The organism is Cupriavidus sp. GW823-FHT07B10, assembly GCF_058794355.1.
In genome coordinates this window covers 496,441-522,584 of record NZ_JBXAGS010000002.1, presented here as the reverse complement: position 1 = coordinate 522,584, position 26,144 = coordinate 496,441, and the positions used below count along the sequence as shown (strand labels likewise).

Annotated in this window: 26 protein-coding genes; 7 read left to right on the top strand and 19 right to left on the bottom strand. The window is 68.4% G+C overall.

Annotated features, from left to right (window positions below; genetic code table 11):
• The first annotated feature begins 15 nt into the window (after positions 1 to 15).
• The 3 genes from AC1Q6V_RS07225 to AC1Q6V_RS07215 all read left to right on the top strand — a co-directional run bounded on the left by AC1Q6V_RS07225 (position 16) and on the right by AC1Q6V_RS07215 (position 2,792).
• Positions 16 to 1,059, top strand: coding sequence for a type IV pilus twitching motility protein PilT (locus AC1Q6V_RS07225; protein ID WP_010815050.1), 1,044 nt, complete (start codon positions 16 to 18; stop codon positions 1,057 to 1,059).
• 26 nt (positions 1,060 to 1,085) lie between these two features.
• Complete coding sequence (locus AC1Q6V_RS07220; RefSeq protein WP_010815049.1) at positions 1,086 to 2,225, top strand: PilT/PilU family type 4a pilus ATPase; 1,140 nt, start codon at positions 1,086 to 1,088, stop codon at positions 2,223 to 2,225.
• A gap of 72 nt (positions 2,226 to 2,297) precedes the next feature.
• Positions 2,298 to 2,792, top strand: coding sequence for a glutathione peroxidase (locus tag AC1Q6V_RS07215; RefSeq protein ID WP_010815048.1), 495 nt, complete (start codon positions 2,298 to 2,300; stop codon positions 2,790 to 2,792).
• Positions 2,793 to 2,798: 6 nt separating this feature from the next.
• Here AC1Q6V_RS07215 and AC1Q6V_RS07210 read toward each other — a convergent pair whose 3' ends face one another.
• The 11 genes from AC1Q6V_RS07210 to AC1Q6V_RS07160 form a co-directional block, all read right to left on the bottom strand.
• The gene (locus AC1Q6V_RS07210; protein WP_010815047.1) at positions 2,799 to 3,488 is read right to left on the bottom strand and encodes a helix-turn-helix transcriptional regulator; all 690 of its coding nucleotides are present in this window, start codon (positions 3,486 to 3,488) and stop codon (positions 2,799 to 2,801) included.
• Between the two features lie 22 nt (positions 3,489 to 3,510).
• Complete coding sequence (locus tag AC1Q6V_RS07205; RefSeq protein ID WP_010815046.1) at positions 3,511 to 3,882, bottom strand: VOC family protein; 372 nt, start codon at positions 3,880 to 3,882, stop codon at positions 3,511 to 3,513.
• An 85-nt stretch (positions 3,883 to 3,967) separates the two neighbouring features.
• Positions 3,968 to 4,693, bottom strand: coding sequence for an LrgB family protein (locus AC1Q6V_RS07200; RefSeq protein ID WP_010815045.1), 726 nt, complete (start codon positions 4,691 to 4,693; stop codon positions 3,968 to 3,970).
• Entirely contained in the window at positions 4,690 to 5,067 is a 378-nt protein-coding gene (locus AC1Q6V_RS07195; protein ID WP_010815044.1) for a CidA/LrgA family protein, read from the bottom strand. The genes AC1Q6V_RS07200 and AC1Q6V_RS07195 overlap by 4 nt, the downstream gene beginning before the upstream one ends.
• A gap of 77 nt (positions 5,068 to 5,144) precedes the next feature.
• Positions 5,145 to 6,398, bottom strand: a complete 1,254-nt coding sequence (gene glcF / locus AC1Q6V_RS07190; RefSeq protein WP_010815043.1) for a glycolate oxidase subunit GlcF — start codon at positions 6,396 to 6,398, stop codon at positions 5,145 to 5,147.
• 43 nt (positions 6,399 to 6,441) lie between these two features.
• Entirely contained in the window at positions 6,442 to 7,545 is a 1,104-nt protein-coding gene (gene glcE / locus AC1Q6V_RS07185) for a glycolate oxidase subunit GlcE (protein ID WP_010815042.1), read from the bottom strand.
• A gap of 27 nt (positions 7,546 to 7,572) precedes the next feature.
• On the bottom strand, positions 7,573 to 8,490 hold the full coding sequence (locus tag AC1Q6V_RS07180) for an ion transporter (RefSeq protein WP_011615987.1): 918 nt from the start codon (positions 8,488 to 8,490) through the stop codon (positions 7,573 to 7,575).
• 8 nt (positions 8,491 to 8,498) lie between these two features.
• A complete protein-coding gene (locus AC1Q6V_RS07175; RefSeq protein WP_010815040.1) occupies positions 8,499 to 10,013 on the bottom strand; it encodes an FAD-linked oxidase C-terminal domain-containing protein in 1,515 nt (504 codons plus the stop codon).
• A 251-nt stretch (positions 10,014 to 10,264) separates the two neighbouring features.
• Positions 10,265 to 10,795, bottom strand: coding sequence for a GNAT family N-acetyltransferase (locus AC1Q6V_RS07170; protein WP_010815039.1), 531 nt, complete (start codon positions 10,793 to 10,795; stop codon positions 10,265 to 10,267).
• A 12-nt stretch (positions 10,796 to 10,807) separates the two neighbouring features.
• Positions 10,808 to 11,698 carry a LysR substrate-binding domain-containing protein gene (locus AC1Q6V_RS07165; RefSeq protein WP_011615985.1) on the bottom strand — a complete coding sequence of 297 codons (891 nt, stop codon included), beginning with the start codon at positions 11,696 to 11,698 and terminating at the stop codon, positions 10,808 to 10,810.
• Between the two features lie 14 nt (positions 11,699 to 11,712).
• Positions 11,713 to 13,143, bottom strand: coding sequence for an FAD-binding oxidoreductase (locus tag AC1Q6V_RS07160; RefSeq protein ID WP_011615984.1), 1,431 nt, complete (start codon positions 13,141 to 13,143; stop codon positions 11,713 to 11,715).
• 317 nt (positions 13,144 to 13,460) lie between these two features.
• Between AC1Q6V_RS07160 and AC1Q6V_RS07155 the strand changes: the two genes are divergently transcribed.
• From AC1Q6V_RS07155 to pabB, 4 genes are all read left to right on the top strand, one after another.
• Entirely contained in the window at positions 13,461 to 14,027 is a 567-nt protein-coding gene (locus AC1Q6V_RS07155; protein ID WP_010815036.1) for a cob(I)yrinic acid a,c-diamide adenosyltransferase, read from the top strand.
• 189 nt (positions 14,028 to 14,216) lie between these two features.
• Entirely contained in the window at positions 14,217 to 16,169 is a 1,953-nt protein-coding gene (gene dnaK, locus AC1Q6V_RS07150; RefSeq protein WP_010815035.1) for a molecular chaperone DnaK, read from the top strand.
• A gap of 171 nt (positions 16,170 to 16,340) precedes the next feature.
• Positions 16,341 to 17,486 (top strand): molecular chaperone DnaJ, encoded by a 1,146-nt coding sequence (gene dnaJ / locus AC1Q6V_RS07145; protein ID WP_010815033.1) that lies wholly within the window; start codon positions 16,341 to 16,343, stop codon positions 17,484 to 17,486.
• 107 nt (positions 17,487 to 17,593) lie between these two features.
• Complete coding sequence (gene pabB / locus AC1Q6V_RS07140; protein ID WP_439670982.1) at positions 17,594 to 19,522, top strand: aminodeoxychorismate synthase component I; 1,929 nt, start codon at positions 17,594 to 17,596, stop codon at positions 19,520 to 19,522.
• 9 nt (positions 19,523 to 19,531) lie between these two features.
• Here the strand turns inward: pabB and AC1Q6V_RS07135 are convergent, their stop codons facing one another.
• From AC1Q6V_RS07135 to hda, 8 genes are all read right to left on the bottom strand, one after another.
• Positions 19,532 to 20,230 carry an ATP-binding cassette domain-containing protein gene (locus AC1Q6V_RS07135; RefSeq protein WP_010815031.1) on the bottom strand — a complete coding sequence of 233 codons (699 nt, stop codon included), beginning with the start codon at positions 20,228 to 20,230 and terminating at the stop codon, positions 19,532 to 19,534.
• Positions 20,227 to 20,925 carry an ABC transporter permease gene (locus tag AC1Q6V_RS07130; RefSeq protein ID WP_010815030.1) on the bottom strand — a complete coding sequence of 233 codons (699 nt, stop codon included), beginning with the start codon at positions 20,923 to 20,925 and terminating at the stop codon, positions 20,227 to 20,229. Before AC1Q6V_RS07130 ends, AC1Q6V_RS07135 begins: the two co-directional genes overlap by 4 nt.
• A gap of 4 nt (positions 20,926 to 20,929) precedes the next feature.
• Complete coding sequence (panB, locus tag AC1Q6V_RS07125) at positions 20,930 to 21,751, bottom strand: 3-methyl-2-oxobutanoate hydroxymethyltransferase (protein ID WP_010815029.1); 822 nt, start codon at positions 21,749 to 21,751, stop codon at positions 20,930 to 20,932.
• A gap of 99 nt (positions 21,752 to 21,850) precedes the next feature.
• A complete protein-coding gene (locus AC1Q6V_RS07120; RefSeq protein ID WP_010815028.1) occupies positions 21,851 to 22,492 on the bottom strand; it encodes a deoxynucleoside kinase in 642 nt (213 codons plus the stop codon).
• A 56-nt stretch (positions 22,493 to 22,548) separates the two neighbouring features.
• A complete protein-coding gene (gene folK / locus AC1Q6V_RS07115; protein ID WP_010815027.1) occupies positions 22,549 to 23,088 on the bottom strand; it encodes a 2-amino-4-hydroxy-6-hydroxymethyldihydropteridine diphosphokinase in 540 nt (179 codons plus the stop codon).
• The gene (pcnB, locus tag AC1Q6V_RS07110) at positions 23,089 to 24,630 is read right to left on the bottom strand and encodes a polynucleotide adenylyltransferase PcnB (RefSeq protein WP_010815026.1); all 1,542 of its coding nucleotides are present in this window, start codon (positions 24,628 to 24,630) and stop codon (positions 23,089 to 23,091) included.
• 1 nt (position 24,631) lies between these two features.
• Positions 24,632 to 25,306 (bottom strand): histidinol-phosphatase, encoded by a 675-nt coding sequence (locus AC1Q6V_RS07105; RefSeq protein ID WP_058697802.1) that lies wholly within the window; start codon positions 25,304 to 25,306, stop codon positions 24,632 to 24,634.
• A 92-nt stretch (positions 25,307 to 25,398) separates the two neighbouring features.
• Complete coding sequence (gene hda, locus AC1Q6V_RS07100) at positions 25,399 to 26,106, bottom strand: DnaA regulatory inactivator Hda (protein ID WP_010815024.1); 708 nt, start codon at positions 26,104 to 26,106, stop codon at positions 25,399 to 25,401.
• Positions 26,107 to 26,144 lie beyond the last annotated feature (38 nt).

The following is a 26,144-nucleotide window of genomic DNA, read 5'->3' as shown; positions in this document are numbered from 1 at the left end:
GTGGGGTCATTATAGATGGACATCGCGCAGCTATTGGCTTTCGCTGTCAAGAACAAGGCGTCTGATCTTCATCTCTCCGCGGACATGCCGCCGATGGTGCGGATCCACGGCGACATGCGCCGGATCAACATCGCCTCGATGACGCACAAGGATGTCCACGCCATGGTGTACGACATCATGAGCGACACCCAGCGCAAGGCCTACGAAGAACGCCTCGAAATCGATTTCTCGTTCGAGATCGCCGGCCTGTCCCGCTTCCGGGTCAATGCCTATAACACCCAGCGCGGCGCCGCCGCGGTGTTCCGTACCATTCCCTCCAAGGTGCTCACGCTCGAAGAGCTGCGCGCGCCCGCGGTGTTTGCCGACCTGTGCATGAAGCCGCGCGGGCTGGTGCTGGTGACGGGCCCGACCGGCTCGGGCAAGTCCACCACGCTGGCGGCGATGGTCGACCATCGCAACGAAAGCGACATGGGCCACATCCTCACGGTGGAGGACCCGATCGAATTCGTGCACAGCTCCAAGAAGAGCCTGATCAACCAGCGCGAGCTGGGGCCGCACACGCATTCGTTTGCCAACGCGTTGCGCTCGGCACTGCGTGAAGACCCGGACGTGATCCTGGTGGGTGAGCTGCGCGACCTGGAAACCATCCGCCTGGCGCTGACCGCGGCCGAGACCGGCCACCTGGTCTTCGGCACGCTGCACACCAGCTCAGCGGCCAAGACCATCGACCGCGTGGTCGATGTGTTCCCGCCCGAAGAGAAGGACATGGTGCGCACCATGCTGTCGGAATCGCTGGAGGCGGTGATCTCGCAGACGCTGCTGAAGACGCGCGACGGCAATGGCCGCACCGCCGCGCACGAGATCATGATCGCCACGCCCGCGATCCGCCACCTGATCCGCGAGAACAAGATCGCGCAGATGTACTCGATGATGCAGACCAGCAGCGGGCTGGGCATGCAGACGCTGGACCAGTGCCTGTCTGACCTGATCAAGCGCAGCGTCATCAGCTACAACGACGCGCGCGCCATCGCCAAGAACCCCGACGCGTTCATGGGCTGAGGCCCGCTCCCCAGCAGGACACCGACATGCTCGATCGCGAATCCGCCGCCAAGTACATCAACGACCTGCTGGAGCTGATGGTCAGCAACCGCGGCTCGGACCTGTTCATTACCTCTGACTTCCCGCCGGCGATCAAGGTCGACGGCAAGATCAAGCCGGTGTCGCAGCAGCCGCTGAACCCGACCCAGGCGCTGGGCCTGGTGCGCTCGGTGATGAACGAGCGCCAGGTGCAGGACTTCGACACCAGCCGCGAATGCAATTTCGCGATCACCGCGCCCAAGGCCGGGCGCTTCCGCGTGTCGGCCTTTATCCAGCAGGGCAAGGCCGGCATGGTGGTGCGCACCATCAATACGCGCATTCCCTCGGTGGCCGACCTGGACCTGCCGGCGACGCTGCATGAGGTGGTGATGGCCAAGCGCGGGCTGGTGATCGTGACCGGCGCCACCGGCTCGGGCAAGTCGACCACGCTGGCGGCAATGCTGGATCACCGCAACGCGCATTCGTACGGCCATATCATCACCATCGAGGATCCGATCGAGTACGTGCATGCGCACCAGAACTGCATCGTCACGCAGCGCGAGGTCGGCATCGATACCGAGTCCTGGCACGTGGCGCTGAAGAACACGCTGCGCCAGGCGCCCGACGTGATCCTGATCGGCGAAATCCGTGACCGCGAGACCATGGAGTACGCGATGCAGTACGCCGAGACCGGCCACCTGTGCCTGGCCACGCTGCACGCCAACAATGCCAACCAGGCGATCGACCGCGTGGTCAACTTCTTCCCCGAGGAAAAGCGCCAGCAGCTGCTGATCGACCTGTCGCTGAACCTGAAGGCGATGATCTCGCAGCGCCTGCTGCCGCGCGCCGGCAAAAAGGGGCGCGTGCCGGCGGTGGAGATCATGATCGGCACGCCGCTGGTGGCCGACCTGATCTTCAAGGGCGAGATCCACGAGCTCAAGGAAGTCATCAAGAAGTCGCGCGAGCAGGGCATGGTCTCGTTCGACCAGGCGCTGTTCGACCTGTACGAGGAAGGCAAGATCACCTACGAGGACGCGCTGCGCAATGCCGACTCGCTCAACGACCTGCGCCTGATGATCAAGCTGCACAGCGCGAGCGCCAAGGACACCGACCTGGGTGCCGGCACCGAGCATCTCAATGTCATCTGATTCGTGCACGGTGATGCGCATGGCGTTATGCTTGGGCCACGCAAGGGCCAGTTCCGGCCCCAGGAGTCTGCCATGAGCAATGTCTACCAGTTCGAAGCCAACTCGCTGGCCGGCCAGCCGGTACCGCTGTCGCAGTTCCAGGGCAAGGTGATGCTGGTCGTCAACACCGCCAGCGAATGCGGGTTCACGCCGCAGTACGAGGGCCTGCAGAAGCTCTACGACGAATACCACGAGCGCGGCCTGGAGGTGCTGGGCTTCCCGTGCAACCAGTTCGGCAAGCAGGAGCCGGGCGATGCGCAGCAGATCGGCCAGTTCTGCGAAACGCGCTTTGCGGTGCGCTTCCCGATGTTCGCCAAGATCGACGTGAACGGTGCCGACGCCCATCCGCTGTACCAGTGGCTGACCACGGAAAAGCGTGGCGTGCTCGGTACCCAGGGCATCAAATGGAACTTCACCAAGTTCCTGCTGCGCCGCGACGGCACGGTGTTCAAGCGCTATGCGCCGACCACCAAGCCCGACGAGCTGCGCGCCGATATCGAGATGCTGCTGTCCGACCCGGCTGCCTGAGCGGGACTAGGTGCCGCTGGCGCGCACCGCGCGCAGGAAACCGTTGAGCGAGCGGTCGGGCGTTTCGTGGAAATGGTCGTCCAGCATGCGGATGGCGCGGCAGCGGTCCAGCCGGAAGCTGCGATAGTCCGAGCGCGTGGTGCACCACGTCGCCAGCAACCAGGCATTGCCCCAGAAGAACAGGCCCAGCGGCATCACCACGCGTTCGGTGATGCGCTGCTGCACGTCGCAATAGTCGAGCAGCAGCAATTTCTGTTCGCCCAGCGCCCCGTGTACCACGTCGAAGGCCTCGCGCACATGCGCCTGGTTGACGTATTCCGGCGCGAACACGCGGCTTTGCTGCGCTGCCAGCCGGCGCGGCGGCGGCAGCGCGGCCATCAGTTTTTCCAGCGCGGGATCGGCCGCGGCGGCCAGCGCGCCGCCGCCCCAGGCTTTCAGGAGGCGCAGGCCGGCGACCAGTGCTTCGACTTCCATGGCGGTGAACATCAGCGGCGGGACATCGAAGTCGGCGCGCAGCCGGTAGCCGATGCCGGCCTCGCCCTCGACCGGCACGCCTGACAGCGACAGCGCCTGGATATCACGGTAGACGGTGCGTTCCGACACCCCGAGCCGCTGCGCCAGCAGCGCCGCCGTGGTCAGGCGGCGGCCGCGCAGCACCTGCACGATCTGGAACAGGCGGTCGGCGCGGCGGCTCATCGGGGGCGGCTTGCCATCGGGGTCAGGCGGCCACGGGCTCGTGCAGCCCGATGCGGTTGCCTTCGCTGTCGGTGATATGGGCGATGCGGCCGATCTCGCCCGGCAGGCGCAGCGGCCCGAACACCGTCTTGCCGCCGGCGCGCGCGGCGCGCTCCAGCAGCACATCCAGTTCCGGCGCATGCAGGTATGGCACCGCGCCGTAGTAGTTGCTGGGGCGATAGCCCTCGCCGGCGACCAGCGCGCCGCCCGGGTCGGGGTGGGGGAACACGGCCATGTCGACCTGGCTCATGGTCTCGCGGCGCAGCTGGATATTGAACACCTGCTCGTAGAAGCCGACCGCGCGGCTCATGTCGACGACGGGGATTTCCAGCCAGTTGATCAGACGGTTGCTCATGACAGACTCCTTGGTTCCAGGTGAAGGGGAGTGGGGAGCTCGCATCATGCGCGGGGGCTGCTGACAGCGTGCTGTCAGGAGCGTGTCAGTGTGGCATCCACGCCGCCATCACCGGCACCATGATCGCCGTCAGCACGCCGTTCAGGCCCATGCCCAGCGCGGCAAAGGCGCCGGCTTCCTGGTTGACCTGGAAGGCGCGCGCGGTGCCGATGCCGTGGGCTGCCACGCCGGTGGCGAAACCGCGCACGCTGTAGTCGCGGATGCGCAGCAGGTTCAGCACGCTGGTGGCGCTGACCGCGCCGATGATGCCGGTGGCCATCACCAGCACCGCGGTCAGCGAGGGCAGCCCGCCGATCTTCTCGGCCACGCCCATGGCGATCGGGATCGTCACCGACTTGGGCGCGAGCGAGCGCACGGTCTCGGGCGATGCGCCCAGCAGCCAGGCAATTCCCACCGCCGACACCACTGCCACCACCGAGCCCGCCACCAGTCCTGCCAGCAGCGGGAACACATGGGTGCGCAGCTTGGGCAGCTGCAGGTACAGCGGCACCGCCAGTGCCACCGTGGCCGGCCCCAGCAGGAAGTGCACGAACTGCGCGCCGTCGAAGTAGGTCTTGTAGGGCGTGCCGGTGACGGTCAGCACCGTGACCAGCAGCGCCACCGCGATCATCACCGGGTTGGCCAGCGGCGAGAAGCGCGAACGCTCATAGATGCGGAAGGCAAAGACATAGGCCAGCAGCGTGGCGGTCAGCCCGACCAGGGGGCTCGCGGCCAGGTAGACCCAGATCTCGTTGAGGCGGGGCGTCATCATGCCTGCTCTCCTTTCGCATCGGCGGGCGGGACATCGGCGCGCTTGCGCATCAGCATGCGCGTGACCACGGCGGTGGTGGCGATGGCCAGCCAGGTGGACACCACCAGCGCCACCAGGATCGGCATCCATTCGCCCTCGATGCGGTTGGCATGGACCATGATGCCGACACCGGCCGGCACGAACAGCAGCGACAGGTGCTTGAGCAGTTCAGATGTGGTGCCCTGGATGATGGGCAGCAGGCGGTCGTCGAAGACGAGCCAGCCGAACAGCAAAATCATGCCCAGCACGGGGCCGGGCACCGGCAGGGTCAGCGCGTAGCTGATCACCTCGCCGACGGACTGGAAAACCAACAGGATTGCAAAGGTCTGGAGCATGGGGCGTGGCGTTTGGTCGCAGGTGCGCGGCGCGCGTCCGGAAGGATGCGCGCTGCCGCCCATGCTGCCCGCCCGCGCTAGCCGAGCATCTTGTCGACCAGTTCGATCCAGTGCATCACCGGGGTGCCGGTGCCGCCCTGCAGGTGCGAGATGCAGCCGATATTGGCCGAGACGATGGCTTCGGGCTGCGTGGCCTGCAGTTTGGCGAGCTTGTCGTCGCGCAGGCGGTAGGCCAGTTCCGGCTGCAACACCGAATAAGTGCCCGCCGAGCCGCAGCACAGGTGGCTGTCAGCGCAGAGTTTGACTTCGACGCCGAGGCCGGTCAAGAGCGCTTCGACTTTGCCGCGGATCTGCTGGCCGTGCTGCAGCGTGCAGGGCGGGTGGTAAGCCACGCGCCGGTTGTCGCGCGGGACCGCGCCGGCCAGGGTGTGCAGCTCGTCGGCAAAGTCCGGCAAGACTTCGGACAGGTCGCGCGTCAGCGCCGAGACGCGGCGGGCGCGCTCGGCGTACTTCGGATCGTTGCGCAGCAGGTGCCCGTAGTCCTTGACCATCGCGCCGCAGCCCGAGGCTGTCATCACGATGGCCTCGGCGCCGTCCTCGATATGCGGCCACCAGGCATCGATATTGCGGCGCATATTGTCGAGGCCGCCGTCGTGGTCGCCGGTGTGGAAGCGGATCGCGCCGCAGCAGCCGGCTTCGCGCGCCACCAGCAGTTGTACGCCGACACGGTCGAACACACGCGCAGTTGCGGCATTGATGTTGGGCGACATTGACGGCTGCACGCAGCCGTCGAGCAACAACATCTTGCGTGCATGCGCATTGCGCGGCCACGTGCCGGGCGCGGCGGTGCTGGACAGCGCCGGCACCTTGTTGCGCAGCGTGCCCGGCAGCAGCGGCCGCACCATCTGGCCCAGGCGCAGCGCCGTGCCGAACAGCGCCGGGCGCGTCAGCCCCTCGCGCAGCACCCAGCGCGCGATGCGCTCGCGGGCGGGGCGCTGCACGCCTTCGGCCTCGAGCTTGTCGTCGACCAGCTTGCGGCCGATATCGACCAGGCGGCCGTAGCGCACGCCCGACGGGCAGGTCGATTCGCAGTTGCGGCAGGTCAGGCAGCGGTCCAGGTGCAGGCGCGTGCTTTCGGTGATGGCATGGCCTTCCAGCACCTGCTTCATCAGGTAGATGCGCCCGCGCGGGCCGTCCAGCTCATCGCCGAGCAACTGGTAGGTGGGGCAGGTGGCGGTGCAGAAGCCGCAATGCACGCAGTTGCCGACGATGGATTTGGCTTCCTCGCCTTCGGGCGTGTTGCGAAGAAAATCGGCCAGGTTCGTTTGCATGGTGTGGGGAGGTTGTGCCGGGGGGATGCCTGGACGTGCCGGGTCAGAGCCCGGGGTACATGCGCTGCGGGTTGAAGATGCCGGCCGGGTCGAAGGTCTCTTTCAGGCGGCGGTGGATCGCGGCCAGCGGCGAGGCCAGCGGCGTGAACACGCCCACTGACTTGTCGCCATTGCGGAACAGCGTGGCATGGCCGCCGGCGGCCTGCGCCACGGCGCGCACGCTTTCGGCATCGGTCTTGTCAGTGCCGTCCTCGGGCAGCCACCAGCGCTGGCCGCCGCCCCATTCGATCAGCTGTGGGCCCGGCAGCGCCAGCGGCGCGGCGATGGTGGGCACCGCCAGGCGCCACAGCGCGCGGCCCGCCTGGGCGGGGGCGAAGAACGGGTGGGTCTGCTCGCGCAGCGATTGCCACAGCGCCGCGGCTTCCGCAGCGTCCACGCGCTCGCCGCCCAGCCTGGCGCACGCGGCGCGCACGGCGGCGGTGGCGCCGGCCAGGCGCACGTGCAGCACGCCCGCGTGCCAGGCCGAAGACGCCAGCGGCAGCGGCTGGCCGCCCCAACGGTTCAGGTGCTCGATGGCATCGGCCTGCGCCAGCTCGAAGCGCAGCGTGGCCTCGTCGAACGGTGCCGGCAGCACCTTGACCGACACCTGCAGGATCAGCCCGAGCGTGCCGAGCGAGCCCGCCAGCAGCCGCGACACGTCATAGCCCGCCACGTTCTTCATCACCTGGCCGCCGAAGTCCATCACCTCGCCGCGGCCGTCCATCAGCTGCGCGCCCAGCATGAAGTCGCGCAGCGCGCCCACCGACTGCCGGCGCGGGCCCGACAATCCCGCGGCCACGGCGCCGCCCAGCGTCGCGGTGCTGGGCTGGCCCGGCAGTGCGAAATGGGGCGGCTCGAAGGCCAGCATCTGGCGCTTCTCGGCCAGCGCCGCCTCGATCTCGGCCAGCGGCGTGCCGCAGCGCGCGGTGATCACCAGCTCGGCCGGGTCGTAGTCGACGATGCCGGCATAGGCGCGCGTGTCCAGCAGCTGGCCCGCGGCGGGCTGGCCGTAGAAGTCCTTGCTGCCGCCGCCGCGCAGCCGCAGCGCGGTGCGGGTCTCGGTGGCTTGCCTGACGGCGTCGCGGATGGCGTCGAGGGTGGCTTGCATATGCGTCGTGGGGTAGGGAAGGCCGGCTCAGGAGCCGGCAGGTCCGCCGGGCACTTCCGGCCGGTCGTTCTGGTATTCGGGCAGCTGGCTGCCGCAATGCTTGCAGTAGCCGGCGTCGGGTTCGTGGCCCTCGGTCAGGCAATGGGTGCAGGTGCGCGTGGTGAGCGGCCGCTTCAGGATGCTGGCGGCCAGCTCGGCGCCGACGATACCGGTGGGGAAGGCGATGATGCCGTAGCCCAGCAGGATGGTCAGCGAGGTGATGAACTGCCCCAGCGGGGTCTTGGGCACCATGTCGCCGAAGCCCGTGGTGGTCAGCGTCACCACCGCCCAGTACATGCTGACCGGGATGCTGGTGAAGCCGTGCTGCGGGCCTTCCACCACGTACATTACCGTGCCCAGGATCACCGTGATGATGAACACCGTGCCCAGGAACACGAAGATCTTGCGGCGGCTGTTGACCAGCGCGCGGTACAGGATCTCGGCTTCCTCGAAGTACACGGTCAGCTTCAGGATCCGGAACACGCGCAGCAGCCGCAGCAGGCGCACGTCGATCAGGAAATGCAGCTCGGGCAGGAAGAAGGCCAGCCAGGTCGGCATGATCGAGACGAAGTCGATGATGCCGTAGAAGCTGAACACATAGCGCCACGGCCGGCGCACCACCAGGATGCGCATCACGTACTCGGCCGTGAAGAACAGCGTGAACATCCATTCCAGCACGGTGAACGCCAGCCCCAGGCGGTTGTTCACCGCGGGCAGGCTGTCGAGCATCACCACCGTCACGCTGGCGACGATGGCCAGCAGCAGCGCGACATCGAAGAGCCGGCCCTCGCGGGTATCGGCCTCGAAGATGATGGTGTACCAGCGCTGGCGCCAGCCGGCCTCGGGCTGCCCCAGGCGCTGGCGGACGAACGCTTCCTGCTGCTGGCGTCGGCGTGGGCTGGACATGGCGTGGCTCAGAAGCGCGGCAGTTCCGGGTGCGGCAGCAGGCCCCGCTTCACATGCATCTTGCCGTACTCCGCGCAGCGCGCCAGCGTGGGGATGGCCTTGTCCGGGTTGAGCAGCCGCGCCGGGTCGAAGGCGGCCTTGACGCCGAAGAAGGCATCGCGCTCGGCGGGCGAGAACTGCACGCACATCGAGTTGAGCTTCTCCACGCCCACGCCGTGCTCGCCGGTGACGGTGCCGCCCAGTTCCACGCAGGTTTCCAGGATGTCGGCGCCGAACAGCTCGGCGCGGTGCCATTGGTCCTGGTCCGCGCCATCGAACAGCACCAGCGGGTGCATGTTGCCGTCGCCGGCATGGAACACGTTGATGCAGCGCAGGCCGTACTTTTGCTCCATGGCTTCGATGCGCCTGAGCAGCGTGCCGATGTGCTTGCGCGGAATGGTGCCGTCCATGCAGTAGTAGTCCGGCGAGATCCGGCCGGCGGCGGGGAAGGCGTTCTTGCGGCCGCTCCAGAAGCGCAGGCGCTCGGCTTCGTTCTGCGAGACCACGATGCGGGTGCAGCCCGATGCCGTCAGCACCGCGCTCATGCGTTCGATTTCCTCGGCCACTTCTTCCGGGGTGCCGTCGGATTCGCACAGCAGGATGGCGGCGGCATCCAGGTCATAGCCCGCATGCACGAACTGCTCGACCGCGGCGGTGGCGGGCTTGTCCATCATTTCCAGTCCGGCCGGGATGATGCCGGCGGCGATCACGTCCGCCACCGCATTGCCGCCTTTCTCGACATCGTCGAAGCAGGCCATGATCACCTGCGCCAGCTGCGGCTTGGGGATCAGGCGCACCGTGACCTCGGTGACCACGGCCAGCATGCCTTCGGAGCCGATCAGCACGGCCAGCAGGTCCAGGCCCGGCGAGTCGGGGGCCTCGGAGCCGAACACCACCACCTCGCCCTCCATCGTCACCGCGCGCACGCGCAGCACGTTGTGCACGGTCAGGCCGTACTTCAGGCAGTGCACGCCGCCGGAGTTCTCGCTGACGTTGCCGCCGATGGTGCAGGCGATCTGCGAGGACGGGTCCGGCGCGTAGTACAGGTTGTGGGGTGCGGCGGCGTCGGAGATCGCCAGGTTGCGCACGCCCGGCTGGACCACCGCGGTGCGCGAGTACGGATCGACCGACAGGATGCGCTTGAACTTGGCCAGCGACAGCACCAGGCCCTCGGCGATCGGCATGGCGCCACCCGACAGGCTGGTGCCGGCGCCGCGCGGCACCACCGGCACGCCCAGCTTGTGGCACAGGCGCAGGATCGCGCAGACCTGTTCCTCGGTGTCGGGCAGGGCCACGGCCATCGGCACCTGGCGGTACGCGGCCAGGCCGTCGCATTCATAGGGGACGGTGTCTTCCGGCTTCCACAGCAGCGCGGCATCCGGCAGGATCTGCGCCAGGCCGGCCAGCAGCGCGCTGCGGCGGCCTTCGGCCGTGGCATGGGCGCCGTCGGGGGCGATGGTTTGGGCTTCGTGCGGGGCATTCATGAACGACTCCTGTGGGGCCTCCTGGATGGCGGCCGGTGCGCGGTCTGCCGGTCGCGGCAATGCAGGGCCTGCCGCGGGGACGGGTGACTATAGCGCAGGGCACCTGGCGCGGGCACCACGGGACACGTGAATTCCGCATGGCAGGCCGATCAAAAATGCTCATCATGGCTGCGCGGGAAATCACTCCTGGCAGGCGACGCAAGTCCAGCGTACACCGCAGCGCGGGTGCAGGGAAGGCGGTCCGGCCGGACTCAGCGTGCCGGCGGCTGCGGCAGGAAGCAGACCATGTCGAGCTTGTCGTGGAAGTGCGGCGCGACGTACAGCGCATCCGGCTCCAGCCCCGTGCGCACGAAGCCGAGCGACTCGTACAGCCGCACCGCGCCCGCGCTGCCGGCATTGACGCACAGCGTCACCTGGCGCACGCCCGGCATGGCGGCGGCCTGTTCCATGGCCCGCTCCATCAGCGCGCGGCCGAGCTTGCGGTCGCGCCAGCCCGGGGCCACGTACATGCCCCAGATAAAGGCCTTGTGCCGGTGCTTGGCGTTTTCCTCGCGCATCACCCCGACCACGCCGGCCAGCGCGCTGCCATCGCTGCCGTCGACAAAGGCGCCGAATACGGCCTTGCCCTCGGTCGCGGCCAGGCGCCCGGCGACGACTTCCAGCGGCCGGTCCTGTTCCTCCTCCAGGCTGGAAGCGAAGGCTTCCGGCGCTTCGGCCAGGCCGTGCAGCCGCAGCGCCTGGAAGGCGGCGGCATCGGCGGGGGTCAGCAAGCGGATTTCCATGGGGTCAGTCTCCTACCAGTCCAGGCTCAGCAGCCAGTCGACGAAATAGCGCGCCTCGGGCTTGAGCGGGGCCTGTTCGCGCTCGACGATGTAGTAGCCGTGCGGCGAGACCGATTCCACCTCCAGCAGCCGCACCATCTGCCCCAGCGACAGCCAGTGCCGCGCCATGCGCTGGCGCACCAGCGCCACGCCCTGGTTGGACGCGATCGCCTCCAGCATCAGGCCGATGTCGTTGAACTGCGGCCCGGTCTGCGGCTCGGCCCAATCCAGCCCGGCAGTCTCGAACCACGGCTTCCACGGCTCCAGCGGACTGCGCAGCAGCACCAGGCCGTGCAGGTGCTCGGGCTTGGTGATGGCGCGGCCGTTGACGCGCTCGTAGTACTCGCGCCCGCACGCCGGGAACACCGGCTCGACCAGCAGCCGGGTGGTCTTCAGGTCAGGGTAGCGGCCGGTGCCGTAGCGGATCTCGACATCGGTGTCCTCGGCCTTGACGTCCAGGAACGGGATCGCCAGGTGCAGCTCGAGGTCGATATGCGGATACAGCGCGCCGAACTCGGGCAGGCGCGGCACCAGGTGCTGGCGCCCGAAGGTGGGCGGGATCGCCACCCGCAGCCGGGTGCGCAGCTTGTTGTATTCGGGCCGCGCCAGCTCGTTGAGCGACTTGAGCGCGTCCTGCACGTTGCGCAGATAGCGCGTGCCGGCGGCGGTCAGCCGCAGCGCCGCGTTGGCGCGCACGAACAGGTCTTCGCCCCACAGCTCCTCAAGATTCTTGATGCGGTGCGAGACCGCGCTGGGCGTGACCGACAGCTCTTCGGCCGCGCGCGCGAAGCTGCCCAGGCGCGCCGCTGCCTCGAAGGCGATCAGCAGGTGCAGCGGCGGGACGCGGTTGAACATGGAGGCCATCAGCTCGGCACGCCTTACTGCGAGCCGCCGCGCGTGGCGCTGAAGATCTTGCCCGGGTTGAGGATGTGCTTGGGGTCCAGCGCGTCCTTGATCGCGCGCATCACGTCGAGCGCATCCTCGCCGTGTTCTTCCACCAGGAAGCGCTGCTTGTGCAAGCCCACGCCGTGCTCGCCGGTGCAGGTGCCGCCCATCGCCAGCGCGCGTTCGACGATGCGCTGGTTGATGGCCTCGGCCTCGGCCATCTCTTCGGGCTTGTCGGGGTCGACCAGGATCGCCACGTGGAAGTTGCCGTCGCCGACATGGCCGACGATGGGGCAGGGCAGCGCCGAGGCGTTCAGGTCCTTCTCGGTCTCGGTGACGCAGTCGGCCAGGCGCGAGATCGGCACGCACACGTCGGTGGTCACCGACTTGCAGCCCGGCTTGAGCTGCAGCATGGCGAAGTAGGCGGTATGGCGCGCGTTCCACAGCCGGCTGCGGTCCTCCGGGCGGGTGGCCCACTCGAAGCCCTGGCCGCCGTGCTCGGCGGTGATCTGCTGCACGGTCTCGGCCTGCTCGCGCACGCCGGCCTCGGTGCCGTGGAATTCGAAGAACAGGTGCGGGGTCTCGGGCAGGGTCAGGTTGTCGTGGCGGTTGATGGCGCGGATCGCCAGCGCATCGACGAACTCCACGCGCGCCACCGGCACGCCCAGCTGGATGGTCTGGATTACCGCCTGCACCGCGCTGCCCATGCTGGGGAAGGCGCACACCGCGGCGGAGATCGCCTCCGGCTGCGGGTAGAGCCGCACCGTCACCTCGGTGATGATGCCGAGCGTGCCTTCGCTGCCGATAAAGAGCCGGGTCAGGTCATAGCCCGCCGCCGACTTGCGCGCCTGCGTGCCGGTGCGGATCACGCGGCCGTCGGCGGTTACCACTGTCAGCGCCAGCACGTTCTCGCGCATGGTGCCGTAGCGCACCGCGTTGGTCCCGGAGGCGCGCGTGGCGCACATGCCGCCCAGCGAGGCGTCGGCGCCCGGGTCGATCGGGAAGAACAGGCCGGTGTCCTTGATTTCCTGGTTCAGCTGCTTGCGCGTGACGCCGGGCTGCACGGTCACGGTCAGGTCCTCGGGCTGCACCGCCAGCACGTGGTTCATCTGCGACAGGTCCAGACTGATGCCGCCTGCCACGGCCAGCAGATGGCCTTCCAGCGACGAGCCCGCGCCGTACGGGATCAGCGGCACGCCATGCTGGTTGCACAGGCGCGCCACCTCGGCCACTTCCTCGGTGCTGTGGGCGAAGACCACGGCGTCGGGCACGGCCGGCGGGAACGGGGATTCGTCGCGGCCGTGGTGTTCGCACACGCCGGCGGAGGTGGTGAAGCGGTCGCCGAAGCGCGCCGCCAGGGCTTCGCTGAAGGCGGGCGGCAGCGGACGGCGGGCGAGCGTGGCGGACGGCGTGGGGTGGTTCATGCGGGTCTCCGGCGGGTCGGCGCGACGGTGGTGCCGGCGGCGGCGCTGCGGAGCAAGCTCCGGTCTGGCCGGCAGGGGCGCGACCCGGTTATCGAATGGGCGACGAATGGGGGCTACCGGCATTCTACGCCGCGCGGCGGCTCATGCACCCTGGCCGGGCACTGCGGCGGCCGGTACTGGCCGATAGCCGCACAGCAAGCGCCGGGACACAAGCGCTTGGCGCGCCGAGGCGGTCCGGCGCGATAATGCGTCTTTCCCCCGGGCGCCCCGCGTTGCAGGGCGGACCACGACTACCACACGCTTACGAGGAGACCGGCATGGGCAACCGCCTGTCCAAGATTGCCACCCGCACCGGCGACGCCGGCACCACCGGCCTGGGCGACGGCAGCCGCACCGGCAAGGCCAGCCCGCGCATCGCCGCCATCGGCGACGTCGACGAGCTCAACTGCCACGTCGGCGTGCTGCTGACCGAGGCCCTGCCCGACGACGTGCGCGCCGCCCTGCTGCATATCCAGCACGACCTGTTCGACCTGGGTGGCGAGCTGTCCATCCCGGGCTACACCCTGCTCAAGCCTGAGCAGGTGGCGCAGCTCGATACCTGGCTCGCCGACTACAACGCCAACCTGCCGCGGCTGGCCGAATTCATCCTGCCCGGCGGCAGCCGCGCCGCGGCGCAGGCCCATGTCTGCCGCACCGTGTGCCGCCGTGCCGAGCGCGCGCTGGTGGCGCTGGGCGCGGCCGAGCCACTGAACGAGGCCCCGCGCCAGTACCTGAACCGGCTGTCGGACCTGATGTTCGTGCTGGCGCGGGTGCTGAACCGGGCCGGCGGCGGTTCCGACGTGTTGTGGCAGCGCGATCGCGACGCGCCAGGAGGTATGGAATAGGCCACTTTCGGCGGCCGCGCCGCGCCGTCCGCTTAACCTGCGGCGGCGGATGCCGTTGAAAGCATGCAGAAACCGAGAAAATTACTCGGATTTGCCGGTTCTGCCCTTGAAAAGCCCCCGGGCGGCCACATTTCGGCCTCAGGTTGAATTGCAGCCGCGCGGATAGCGCCGGCTCAAGAGGAGAGAATAATGGGTAAGATCATCGGTATCGACCTCGGTACCACCAATAGCTGCGTCGCGATCCTGGAAGGCAACACCCCCAAGGTCATCGAAAACTCGGAGGGTGCCCGCACCACCCCGTCGATCATCGCCTACATGGAAGACGGCGAGATCCTGGTCGGCGCGCCGGCCAAGCGCCAGGCCGTCACCAATCCGCGCAACACCCTGTACGCGGTCAAGCGCCTGATCGGCCGCAAGTTCGAAGAGAAGGAAGTCCAGAAGGACATCGGCCTGATGCCGTATTCCATCGTCAAGGCCGACAACGGCGACGCATGGGTGTCGGTGCGCGACCAGAAGCTGGCGCCGCCGCAGGTTTCCGCCGAAGTGCTGCGCAAGATGAAGAAGACGGCCGAGGACTACCTCGGCGAGCCGGTGACCGAAGCCGTGATCACCGTGCCGGCCTACTTCAACGACTCGCAGCGCCAGGCCACCAAGGACGCCGGCCGCATCGCCGGCCTCGACGTCAAGCGCATCATCAACGAGCCGACCGCGGCCGCGCTGGCGTTCGGCATGGACAAGAACGAGAAGGGCGACCGCAAGATCGCCGTGTATGACCTCGGCGGCGGCACCTTCGACATCTCGATCATCGAGATCGCGGACGTGGACGGCGAGAAGCAGTTCGAAGTGCTGTCGACCAACGGCGACACCTTCCTGGGCGGCGAAGACTTCGACCAGCGCATCATCGACTACATCATCAGCGAGTTCAAGAAGGACCAGGGCGTGGACCTGTCCAAGGACGTGCTCGCGCTGCAGCGCCTGAAGGAAGCCGCTGAAAAGGCCAAGATCGAACTGTCGAGCTCGCAGCAGACCGAGATCAACCTGCCGTACATCACGGCCGATGCCTCGGGTCCGAAGCACCTGAACCTGAAGATGACCCGCGCCAAGCTCGAATCCCTGGTGGAAGAGCTGATCACGCGCACCATCGAGCCGTGCCGCATCGCCATCAAGGACGCGGGCGTCAAGGTCAGCGACATCGACGACGTGATCCTGGTCGGCGGCATGACCCGCATGCCCAAGGTGCAGGAACAGGTCAAGGAGTTCTTCGGCAAGGAAGCGCGCAAGGACGTGAACCCGGATGAAGCCGTGGCCGTCGGCGCCGCGATCCAGGGCTCGGTGCTGTCGGGCGACCGTACCGACGTGCTGCTGCTGGACGTGACGCCGCTGTCGCTGGGGATCGAGACCCTGGGTGGCGTGATGACCAAGATGATCACCAAGAACACCACCATCCCGACCAAGCATGCGCAGGTGTTCTCGACCGCCGACGACAACCAGCCGGCGGTGACCATCAAGGTGTTCCAGGGCGAGCGTGAAATGGCCTCCGGCAACAAGCTGCTGGGCGAGTTCAACCTGGAAGGCATTCCGCCCGCAGCGCGCGGCACGCCGCAGATCGAAGTGTCGTTCGACATCGACGCCAACGGCATCCTGCACGTGGGCGCCAAGGACAAGGCGACCGGCAAGGAAAACAGGATCACCATCAAGGCGAACTCGGGCCTGTCGGAAGACGAGATCCAGCGCATGGTGAAGGACGCCGAGGCCAACGCCGAGGAAGACAAGAAGGCCCGCGAGCTGGCTGATGCCCGCAACCAGGCCGACGCGCTGATCCACTCGACCAAGAAAGCGCTCACCGAATACGGCGACAAGCTGGAAGCCGGCGAGAAGGAAAAGATCGAAGCCGCGATCAAGGAACTGGAAGACGCCGCTCGCGGCGGCGACAAGGCCGAGATCGATGCCAAGGTCAACGCGCTGTCCGAAGTCAGCCAGAAGCTGGGCGAGAAGGTCTACGCCGACATGCAGGCCAAGGCTGGCGAAGGCGCCACGGCCGGTGCTGCTGCCGGTGCCGGCGCGGCCGGTGGCCAGCAGGCGCAGCCGCAGGACGACAACGTTGTGGACGCCGAATTCAAGGAAGTCAACGACAAGAAGTAATCGGGACACGCGGGCGGCGGTGCAGGCACTGGCCGGCACCGCCCCCGCCCCGACGCCGGGCGCGGCCATCGGACCCAGCGGGAAACCGCCGTCGGATGCCTCGCTCGGCTTTTTTGCTATTCGCCGGTATCGCGCCACATGTGCGTGCCGGCCAAAAAGGTTTGAGCCACCATGGCAAAACGTGACTATTACGAAGTGCTCGGGGTAGGCAAGAACGCGAGCGACGACGAGATCAAGAAGGCTTATCGCAAGCTCGCGATGAAGTACCACCCGGACCGCAATCCGGAAGGCAAGGACGGCAAGATCGCCGAGGAAAAATTCAAGGAGGTCAAAGAGGCCTACGAGATGCTTTCCGACCCGGAGAAGAAGGCGGCCTACGACCAGTATGGCCATGCCGGTGTCGACCCCAATATGGCGGGCGGCTTCGGCGGTGCGCAGGGCTACGGCGGTTTCGCCGAGGCCTTTGGCGACATCTTCGGCGACATTTTCGGCCAGCAGGCCGGTGGCCGTCGCGGCGGCGGCGGCCCGCAGGCCTATCGCGGCGCCGACCTGCGCTACAGCATGGAGATCTCGCTGGAGCAGGCCGCGCACGGCCACGAGGCGCAGATCCGCGTGCCGCACTGGGACGACTGCGACCACTGCCACGGCAACGGCGCGGAGCCGGGCTCGAGCGTGGAAACCTGCCCGACCTGCCACGGCGCGGGCCAGGTGCGCGTGTCGCAGGGCTTCTTCACCATGCAGCAGACCTGCCCGAAGTGCCACGGCAGCGGCAAGTACATCCCCAAGCCGTGCACCAAGTGCCACGGCCAGGGCAAGCTGAAGTCGCAGAAGACGCTGGAAGTGAAGATCCCGGCCGGCATCGACGAAGGCATGCGCATCCGCTCGTCGGGCAACGGCGAGCCGGGTATCAACGGCGGCCCCCCGGGCGACCTGTATGTGGAAGTCCACATCAAGGCGCACCCGATGTTCGAGCGCGACGGCGACGACCTGCACTGCCAGATGCCGATCTCCTTCGCCACCGCGGCGCTGGGCGGCGACCTGGAAGTGCCGACGCTGAGCGGCAAGGCCACCTTCCCGGTGCCTGAAGCCACCCAGTCGGGCAAGACCTTCCGTCTGCGCGGCAAGGGCATCAAGGGCGTGCGTTCCGGCTATCCGGGCGACCTCTATGTGCATGTGAACGTGGAGACGCCGGTCAAGCTGACCGAGGCGCAGAAGGAGATGCTGCGCCAGTTCGACCGCTCGGTGCATGAGGGCGGCTCGCGCCACAGCCCGCAGGAGCAATCCTGGCTGGACAAGGTGAAGAGCTTCTTCAGCTGACCGGGTTTGCAGTATCGGACCGGCCACGTGCGAGCGTGGCCGGTTTTGTTTTTGGCGCGCGATAATGCCAAGGTTGTCCCCACCGCCCCTTTCCTGACGATTTCCCCGTGGTAGCCAGCATCCAGCCCCCGCCCTCTCCCCCGGCCCCTCTCCCGCAAGCGGGCGAGGGGAGCACCCAGCCAGGGGGAGGAGATGTCTTCGTCCTTCTCGACGACGCCACGGCCCCGGCGGCGCAAGCCGCATCACGCCTCTACACCGGCTTCATCCGTGAAGACGTCTTGCCCGCCGGCAGCGACATCGCGCAACTCGACACCATGCTTGCCGAAGGCTGGCGCCAGGGCTGGCATGCCACCCTGTTTGCCCCCTACGAATTCGGCGGCGCGCTGGTCGATGCCCCGGTGCACACCGGCAACGCGATGCCGTTCCACGACGGCGCGCTGCGCCTGCTGTGGTTCCGCAACCTGCGCCGGCTCGATGCCGCGGCGGTCACGGCGTGGCTGCAGGCGAAAGCCGACCCCAGGCCGGCGGGCCTGATGGACGTGGCCTCCGATACCTCCCGCGAGGCATTCGACGATGCCATCGCCCGCATCCACCAGTGGATCGAAGCCGGCGACACCTACCAGGTCAACTACACCCAGCGCCTGCACTTCGATGCCTTTGGCGACCCGGTGGCGCTGTATGCCGCGCTGCGCGCCGCGCAGCCGGTGCCGTATGGCGTGCTGGCCAGCCTGCCGGATCGTGCCACGGTGCTGTCGCTGTCGCCCGAGCTGTTCGTGCGCCACGACGGCCAGGGCCACCTGCTGACCCGGCCGATGAAGGGCACCGCGCCGCGCTCGGGCGATGCCGTGCGCGATGCGCAGGCCGCCGCCGCGCTGGCCGCCGATGCCAAGAACCGCGCCGAGAACGTGATGATCGTCGACCTGCTGCGCAACGACCTGGGGCGCATCGCGCAGCCGGGCAGCGTGGCGGTGCCGGAGCGCTTTGCGGTGCAGCCGTTTGGCGCGGTGCTGCAGATGACCTCTACCGTCACCGCGACGGCGCGGCCCGGCACGCGCTTTGGCGCACTGATGGCGGCGCTGTTCCCGTGCGGCTCCATCACCGGCGCGCCCAAGCGGCGCACCATGCAGATCATTGCCGAACTGGAAGGCACGCCGCGCGGGCTGTACACCGGGGCGATCGGCTGGATCGATGTGCCAACCGACGAAGGTACCGCGGGACCGTTCGCGCTGTCGGTGGCAATCCGCACGCTGGTACTGGCGCCTCTCGCGGATACCGGCCTGCGCGCGGGTGAAATGGGCGTGGGCGGCGGCATCGTCCATGACAGCGTCGCGGCGGAGGAGTTCGATGAATGCGGCTGGAAGGCGCGTTTCCTGACGCGGCACGATCCCGGTTTTACGCTGTTCGAAACCATGCGCGTGCAGGACGGCGAGTGCCTTTACCTGGCGCGGCATCTTGCGCGCATTGGCGCTTCGGCACATACGTTCGGCTTCGCTTTCGATGCCGATGCGGCACGCAACGCGGTGGCCGCTCAGGTAGCGCAGCTGGGCGCGGGGACATGGCGCCTGCGTATGAGCGTGGACAAGCGCGGCGCGCTCGCATTTGCCAGCGGCGCGGTGGCACCGATGCCGGCCGGTCCGGTCAGGATCGATATCGCCCCCGAGCCACTACCCGCCGCCGATCCGCTGCGCCGCCACAAGACCAGCGCGCGCGCAGTGTTCGATGCGGGCTGGCAGGCCGCCGAGCGTGCCGGTGGCTTTGACCTGCTGTTCTTCAACACGCGCGGTGAACTGCTGGAAGGCGGGCGCAGCTCGGTCTTCGTCCGTATCGATGGCCGCTGGCTGACGCCGCCGCTGTCGGCTGACATCCTGCCCGGCGTGATGCGCGCGGTGGCGCTGGACGAGGGAGGGGCGGCCCTGGGCGCCCCCGGCGAAGTGGTGACGGAAGCGGTGATCACGCGCGCGATGCTCGCGCGCGCCGAGGCCATCGTCCTGGTCAACGCCTTGCGTGGCGCGATGCCGGCGACGCTGAGTCAGTAAGCCTGAAGACTAAGGGTGGTGCGTGTCCAGGACGCCGTCGCCCAGCTTCCAGCGCACCACGCCCGGCAGGTTGATCAGCTCGCGGTCGTGGCAGATCATCACCACGGTGCGGCCTTCGGCGGCCAGGTCGCCGACCAGCCCAATCACCTGTTCGCGCGCATGGCCGTCCAGGCTCGAGGTAGGCTCATCCAGCAGCAGCAACTCCGGCTCCAGCACCTTGGCGCGCGCCAGCGCCACGCGCTGGATCTCGCCGCCTGACAGGTATTCGGGCGCGGTGTCCTGCAGGTGCGACACGCCGGCCCAGCCCAGCGCCTCGCCCACGCGGCGGGCGATCTCGTCGCGCGGCATCCCGCGTGCGTGCAGGCCGTAGGCGATGTTCTCGCGCACTGAGGTGCGGAACAGGTACGGATGCTGGTGCAGGTAGGCAATGCGCTGGCGCAACGCCGGCGGCAGCGGGGAGAGGGGGGCGTCGTGCGCCTGGCCGTGCGCGTCGGTCCACTGCGCGCTGGCGCCGGGTGCCGGCTCCAGCCCGGCCAGCATGCGCAGCAGCGTGGTCTTGCCGGCGCCGTTCATGCCGGTCAGCACGATCGCGGTGGCGCGCGGGATCACCAGCCTGTCGATGGCAAAGAGCTTGCGCAGGCCGATGGTGCGCGCCAGCCCTCGCACGGTCAGCAGCGGGCTGTGGTCATGGGCAACTGAGGGGGTCATCGGCGGAAGCCTCCGGCACCCTGCAGCCAGGCCATGCCGATATTGACCAGCAGCGCCAGCGCCACCAGCACGATGCCCAGCGCAATGCCCTGGGCGAACTCGCCCTTGCTGGTTTCCAGCGCAATGGCCGTGGTGATGGTGCGGGTCGAGCCTTCGATATTGCCGCCGATCATCAGGGCCGAGCCGACTTCGGCAATCACGCGCCCGAAGCCGGCGACCACTGCCGCCATCAGCCCGAAGCGCAGCTCGCGGATCACGGTCAGGAAGGTGCGCCAGCGGCCTGCGCCCAGCACCCAGGCGGTCTCGCGCAGGCGCACGTCGGCGCCCTGCAGGGTCGACAGCGCAAACGCCAGCACCACCGGGAAGCCGATCACCGCCTGCCCCAGCACCATGCCCGCCGGCGTGAACAGCAGGTGCAGGCTGCCCAGCGGGCCCTGGCGCGTCAGCAGCAGGTAGAGGACCAGCCCGACCAGCACGGTCGGGAACGACAGGAAAGCCTGCGCCACCACCACCACCGCACGCCGGCCCGGGAACTGCCGGGTGGCGATCAGCCAGGCCGCGGCGATCGCCGGCACCGTGGCCAGCGCCAGTCCCAGCACCGCCACCATCAGCGAGGTCCAGACGATGAACCACAGGCCAGCGTCGCCGCTGGCCAGCAGGCGGAAGGCGTCGGCGGTGGCGGTGCCGATCTCCACCGGCTCAGGCGGAGAAGGTGTGCTCGGCGGCGGGAAAGCTGCCGTCCTTGACGGCGGCCACGTAGGCGCGCACGGCTGCCTCGATCGAGGTCTGGCCGTCCATGAAGTTGCGCACGAACTTGGCCTTGCGGCCCGGGTAGACATTGAGCATGTCCTGCAGCACCAGCACCTGGCCGGAGCAGTCCGCGCCCGCGCCGATGCCGATGGTGGGGACCGTCAGCGATTGCGTGATCTCGCCGGCCAGCGCCGCGGGCACCGCCTCCATCAGCACCACCTGCGCGCCGGCGGCCTGCAGCGCCAGCGCGTCGCGCTTGAGCTGGGCCGCGCCGGCGTTGGTCTTGCCCTGCACCTTGAAGCCGCCCAGCGCGTGCACCGACTGCGGCGTCAGGCCGATATGCGCGCATACCGGGATGCTGCGCTCGACCAGGAACTTGACGATGGGCGCCAGCCAGTCGCCGCCTTCGAGCTTGACCATCTGCGCGCCGGCCTTCATCAGCGTGACCGCGCTGGCAAACGCGGCCTCAGGCGTGGGATAGGTGCCGAACGGCAGGTCCGTCAGCAGCAGCGAGGTCTGGTTGCCGCGCGCCGCGCATTCGGTGTGGTAGGCCATCTGTTCCAGCGTGACCGGCAGCGTGGTCTGCTGGCCCTGCATCACATTGCCCAGCGAATCGCCGACCAGGATCATTTCCACGCCGCAGTAGTCGAGCAGCGCGGCGAAGCTGGAGTCGTACGCGGTCAGCATGGCGATTTTCTCGCCGGCGTCACGCATCGCCTGCAGTTTGGGAATCGTGATGGTCTTGCGGGAGGGATCGAGGAGGTAGCTCATGGCAGTGCCCATATAGGACGGCTTTGCCGGTGCCGGGAGGGCCGCCCGCACGGCAACGACAGCCGTCGTTATTGTGTTGGGTCTGGCAGGCGTGGCCTGTCAGGGCGCAGCGAGATTGAGAAAGGCCTTGCGGCCGCGCATGTTTTCGATGCGCGACAGTAGTGTACGGAAATCGTCATCATTGTCCACCGGATTGAAGTGGGCGGTGTCGACCACCATCACCGGGGCGTCGTCGTACCGGTGGAACAATTCGCCGTAGGCGCCGGCCAGGCGCTGCAGGTAGTGTTCGTCGATGCCGGCCTCGCCGGGCTCGCCGCGGCGCACGATGCGCTCGCGCAGGAGCGACGGGGTGGCCTGCAGCACGATCACCAGGTCGGCGCGCTGCGGCGGCAGGTCAAGGCGTGCGGCGATGGCGTCGTAGAGCGCCAGTTCGTCGTCGGACAGCGTCAGCGCCGCGTGCAGCCGGTCCTTGGCCATCAGGAAATTGGTGACCATGCGCTGTCCGGCCAGCACCCCCGCCTGCCATTGCTGCAGCTGCACCGCGCGCTGGGTCAGGCACCACAGCTGCAGCGCCAGCGCATGGCGCGCGGGATCGCGGTAGAAGGGTTCGAGGAAGGGGCTGCGGCGTGCGCTGTCGGGCAGCTCCTGGGCCTGCAGCGTGCGCGCCAGGCGCTGGGCCAGCGAGGTCTTGCCGGATCCGACGGGGCCTTCGACGACGATGCGGCGCAGGTGATCGAGCATGGCGCTCCGGGCTTCAGTGGGGTGGAAGGCTGCGCCGCGGGCGCAGCCGGGCGGGGTCAGCCAGGGCTGCCGCCATCGCCGGTCTCGCCAGCGGCGGCCTGCATGCGCAGGCACTTGCAGGTGGACACCTTCTCGATACGCTGCGCGCCCACGCCGGCCAGGTAGTCGGCGGCGCGTCCGCGCCCGGGGATGGCCAGCGCGGCGTCCAGCTCCAGCAGCGGCACCAGCGTGAAGGCGCGCTCGGTCAGGCGCGGATGCGGCACCGTCAGGTGCTCGTGGTCGTGCTGCTCGTCGCCGAACAGCAGCAGGTCCAGGTCCAGCGTGCGCGGCGCGTTGCGGAACGGCCGCTCGCGGCCGAACTGGTCTTCGATGTGGTGGCAGATGCGCAGGAGCTGCGCCGCGGTGAACGAGGTCTGCACCTTGACCACCGCGTTGTAGTAGTCGTCGCCGCCGGCATCGACCGGGGCGGTGCGGTAGAGCGATGAGCGCGCCAGCACCGTGATGCCGACCTGCTGGGCCAGACACACGATGGCGTCCTTGATGGCCTGGCGGGCATCGCCAAGATTGGCCCCGATGCCGATGAAGGCAAGCGTCATTTAGGTTTCCTCCGGCTGGCCGGGGCCGGCATGTGCTGCCTCGCCCGCGTCCGTGTCGCTCCGGGAAGACACTTTATCCGATTTCCGCGGACCGCGCCGGCGGCGCTTCTTGCGTGCCGGGCCTTCGCCCTCGGCGCCCTGGCCACCCTGACTGCCATGACCGCCTTGACCACCAGGGCCGCGCGCGCTGCGTACCGCGTCGATCAGGTCCTCGCGCTCGCCCGGGTCGGCGTCCTGGAAGTCCTGCCACCAGGCGGCCAGTTCCTCGGGCAGCTCGCCCGACTGGCAGCGCAGGTGCAGGAAATCGAAGCCGGCACGGAAGCGCGGCGACTCCAGCAGCCGGAACGGCATGCGGCCCACGCGCTTTTCAAAGCGCGGCTGCATGCCCCAGATATCGCGCATGTCGGTGACAAAGCGGCGCTGGATCGCCAGCTGGCCGGTCTGCTTTTCCAGCACCATGTCCATGGCGGTGTTCAGCGCGGCGATGGCGTGCTCGCCCTCCTCGCGCAGCCTGGTCCAGCGCTGCAGCACGTGGTGCCACAGCAGCGCGGCGAACAGGAAGCCCGGCGAGACCGGCTTGCCGGCCTGCACGCGGCGGTCGGTGTTGTCCAGTGCCAGCTGCACGAAGCGCTGGCCCATGGGCTGCTCCAGCGCCACGTCCAGCAGCGGCAGCAGGCCCTGGTGCAGGCCGGCCTTGCGCAGCTCCTGCAGCGAGGCCCAGGCGTGGCCGGACATCAGCAGCTTGAGCATCTCGTCGAACAGGCGCGCGCTGGGCACGTTGTGGATCAGCGACGCCAGGCCGGCGATCGGGTGGCGCGTGGCCTCGTCGATGTCGAAGCCGGTCTTGGCGGCGAAGCGCACCACGCGCAGCATCCGGATCGGGTCTTCGCGGTAGCGCGTGACCGGGTCGCCGATCATGCGCAGCGTGCGCGCGCGGATGTCTTCCATGCCGTGATGGTAGTCATGCACGGTCTGCGCGGCCGGGTCGTAGTACATCGCGTTGATGGTGAAGTCGCGGCGTTCCGCGTCTTCGGCCTGCGAGCCCCACACGTTGTCGCGCAGCACCCGGCCCGAGGCATCGATCGCATGGGTCTTGCTGTCGAGCTCGGCGCGCTTGAGGCGGCGGCCTTCGGGCAGCGTTTCGCTGGCGATGGCGTCGACCAGCGCGCGGAAGGTCGAGACCTCGATGATTTCCTGCTCGCGCCCGCCGTAGAAGGTCACGTGCACGATCTGGAAGCGCCTGCCGATGATGCGCGAGCGCCGGAACAGCGCCTGCACCTGGTCGGGCGTGGCGTTGGTCGCGACGTCAAAATCCTTGGGCTTGATGCCGAGCAGCAGGTCGCGCACCGCGCCGCCCACGATGTAGGCCTGGTAGCCGGCCTGCTGCAGCGTGGAGGTGACCTTGACGGCATTGCGCGACAGCAGCGCGGGGTCGATCTGGTGTTCGTCGGCGCCGACGATGCGCGGCGTATGGGCGCGGCCGGTGCGGCGCAGCTTGGGGCTGGGTTTGCCCAGCAGCCGGGTAATGAGCTTCTTGATCACGTCAGAACAGATCCATGATGCGCCAGCCGGCCGCGGCGGCGTGGTGGCGCAGGCGATCGTCCGGGTTGGTGGCGATCGGCTCGGAGACTTTTTCCAGCAAGGGCAGGTCGTTGGCCGAGTCGCTGTAGAAGGTGGTCGTTTCGAAGTGGTCCCACTGCGCGCCCTGGCTCCTGAGCCAGGATTCGACGCGGGTGATCTTGCCTTCGCGGAAGCTGGGCACGCCGTGGACCTCGCCGGTGAACTGGCTTTCCGGCTTGCCGTCGATGGTGGCGGGCTCGGTGGCGATCAGGTGCTTGATGCCGAAGGCCGCGGCGATCGGCGCGGTGACAAAGCTGTTGGTGGCGGTCACCACGGCGCACAGGTCGCCGGCTTCCAGGTGCTTGTAGACCAGCGCGCGCGCCTGCGGCGTGATCACCGGGTCGATCACCTCGTGCATGAAGCGCACCCGCATGGCATCGAGCCGGTCGCGCGGGTTGGCCGCCAGCGGCGCCAGCGCAAAGCGCAGGAAGGCCTGGATATCGAGGGTGCCGGCTTTGTAGTGGCCGTAGAACTCGTCGTTCTTCTGCCGGTAGGTTTCCTCGTCGACGACGCCCAGGCGGACCAGGAAGCGGCCCCATTCATGGTCGCTGTCGGTCGGGATCAGGGTGTGGTCGAGGTCAAAGAGTGCCAGATTCATGGGCGGCGATTTTACCTTAAGGCGAGAGGTCGGGCGGGCAGGCAGGCAGGCGCCGGGGCCGCATTGGGTGCGGTATGGGCGCCGATCCGGCGCTAATCCCGGAATTCAGCAAACATTTCACGCAGCAGCGGCAGCGTCACCGGCCGCTTGCGTTCCAGCGAGTAGGTGTCGAGCGCGTCCAGCAGCGCCATCAGGCTTGGCATGTCGCGGTAATGCCGCGTCACCAGCCAGTGCGTGATCTCCGGCGACAGCTGCAGGCCGCGCTCGCGTGCCGCATGCAGCACAGCGGCCTTCTTGTCGTCGTCCGACAGCGGCGCGACCTGGTACACCAGGCCCCAGCCCAGGCGCGTGCGCAGGTCTTCGCGCACCGGCATCGCGCGCGGGGCCAGGCCGCCGGCCACCACCAGCGCGGTGCGCACGTGGGCGCGCACCTCGTTGTAGAGCGAAAACACCGCGATCTGGCGCGCTTCATCCAGCAGCTCGACGTCATCGACGGTGTAGAGCTGGCACCACGGGTCGAACAGGAAGTCCGACAGCGGGTGGTGTGGGCTCAGGTAGCGGCTGCGGATGCCGTGCTGCGGCCCGGCCTCACATAGCGCGTGCAGCAGGTGGGTACGGCCGCAGCCGACCTCGCCCCACAGGTAGACCAGCCGGTCGCTGGCGTGCTCCTGGGCGAGCGCGGCGGGCAGTTCGCGCAGGCGCTGCACCGCTTCGCGGTTGGATGCCACCACGAAATTCTCGAAGGTCGAAGGCGGCGGGCTGCCCAGCTCGAGCGACAGTTGCTTGGGACGCGGGGACATGACGTATGGCTAACTTGCGGGTGTGGGCAGCAGTGGGG

What these genes read in the sequence shown, in the direction of transcription:
- AC1Q6V_RS07165 (WP_011615985.1), bottom strand. Translation starts at nt 11,698, where the DNA reads ATGGCCTCCATGTTCAACCGCGTCCCGCCGCTGCACCTGCTGATCGCC.
- panB (WP_010815029.1), bottom strand. Translation starts at nt 21,751, where the DNA reads ATGAGCTACCTCCTCGATCCCTCCCGCAAGACCATCACGATTCCCAAA.
- AC1Q6V_RS07105 (WP_058697802.1), bottom strand. Translation starts at nt 25,306, where the DNA reads ATGAATCTGGCACTCTTTGACCTCGACCACACCCTGATCCCGACCGAC.
- AC1Q6V_RS07180 (WP_011615987.1), bottom strand. Translation starts at nt 8,490, where the DNA reads ATGTCCAGCCCACGCCGACGCCAGCAGCAGGAAGCGTTCGTCCGCCAG.
- AC1Q6V_RS07135 (WP_010815031.1), bottom strand. Translation starts at nt 20,230, where the DNA reads ATGACCCCCTCAGTTGCCCATGACCACAGCCCGCTGCTGACCGTGCGA.
- folK (WP_010815027.1), bottom strand. Translation starts at nt 23,088, where the DNA reads ATGACGCTTGCCTTCATCGGCATCGGGGCCAATCTTGGCGATGCCCGC.
- AC1Q6V_RS07210 (WP_010815047.1), bottom strand. Translation starts at nt 3,488, where the DNA reads ATGAGCCGCCGCGCCGACCGCCTGTTCCAGATCGTGCAGGTGCTGCGC.
- AC1Q6V_RS07170 (WP_010815039.1), bottom strand. Translation starts at nt 10,795, where the DNA reads ATGGAAATCCGCTTGCTGACCCCCGCCGATGCCGCCGCCTTCCAGGCG.
- AC1Q6V_RS07225 (WP_010815050.1), top strand. Translation starts at nt 16, where the DNA reads ATGGACATCGCGCAGCTATTGGCTTTCGCTGTCAAGAACAAGGCGTCT.
- glcF (WP_010815043.1), bottom strand. Translation starts at nt 6,398, where the DNA reads ATGCAAACGAACCTGGCCGATTTTCTTCGCAACACGCCCGAAGGCGAG.
- AC1Q6V_RS07200 (WP_010815045.1), bottom strand. Translation starts at nt 4,693, where the DNA reads ATGATGACGCCCCGCCTCAACGAGATCTGGGTCTACCTGGCCGCGAGC.
- dnaJ (WP_010815033.1), top strand. Translation starts at nt 16,341, where the DNA reads ATGGCAAAACGTGACTATTACGAAGTGCTCGGGGTAGGCAAGAACGCG.
- dnaK (WP_010815035.1), top strand. Translation starts at nt 14,217, where the DNA reads ATGGGTAAGATCATCGGTATCGACCTCGGTACCACCAATAGCTGCGTC.
- AC1Q6V_RS07120 (WP_010815028.1), bottom strand. Translation starts at nt 22,492, where the DNA reads ATGCTCGATCACCTGCGCCGCATCGTCGTCGAAGGCCCCGTCGGATCC.
- AC1Q6V_RS07215 (WP_010815048.1), top strand. Translation starts at nt 2,298, where the DNA reads ATGAGCAATGTCTACCAGTTCGAAGCCAACTCGCTGGCCGGCCAGCCG.
- AC1Q6V_RS07205 (WP_010815046.1), bottom strand. Translation starts at nt 3,882, where the DNA reads ATGAGCAACCGTCTGATCAACTGGCTGGAAATCCCCGTCGTCGACATG.
- AC1Q6V_RS07220 (WP_010815049.1), top strand. Translation starts at nt 1,086, where the DNA reads ATGCTCGATCGCGAATCCGCCGCCAAGTACATCAACGACCTGCTGGAG.
- hda (WP_010815024.1), bottom strand. Translation starts at nt 26,106, where the DNA reads ATGTCCCCGCGTCCCAAGCAACTGTCGCTCGAGCTGGGCAGCCCGCCG.
- AC1Q6V_RS07175 (WP_010815040.1), bottom strand. Translation starts at nt 10,013, where the DNA reads ATGAATGCCCCGCACGAAGCCCAAACCATCGCCCCCGACGGCGCCCAT.
- glcE (WP_010815042.1), bottom strand. Translation starts at nt 7,545, where the DNA reads ATGCAAGCCACCCTCGACGCCATCCGCGACGCCGTCAGGCAAGCCACC.
- AC1Q6V_RS07195 (WP_010815044.1), bottom strand. Translation starts at nt 5,067, where the DNA reads ATGCTCCAGACCTTTGCAATCCTGTTGGTTTTCCAGTCCGTCGGCGAG.
- AC1Q6V_RS07155 (WP_010815036.1), top strand. Translation starts at nt 13,461, where the DNA reads ATGGGCAACCGCCTGTCCAAGATTGCCACCCGCACCGGCGACGCCGGC.
- AC1Q6V_RS07160 (WP_011615984.1), bottom strand. Translation starts at nt 13,143, where the DNA reads ATGAACCACCCCACGCCGTCCGCCACGCTCGCCCGCCGTCCGCTGCCG.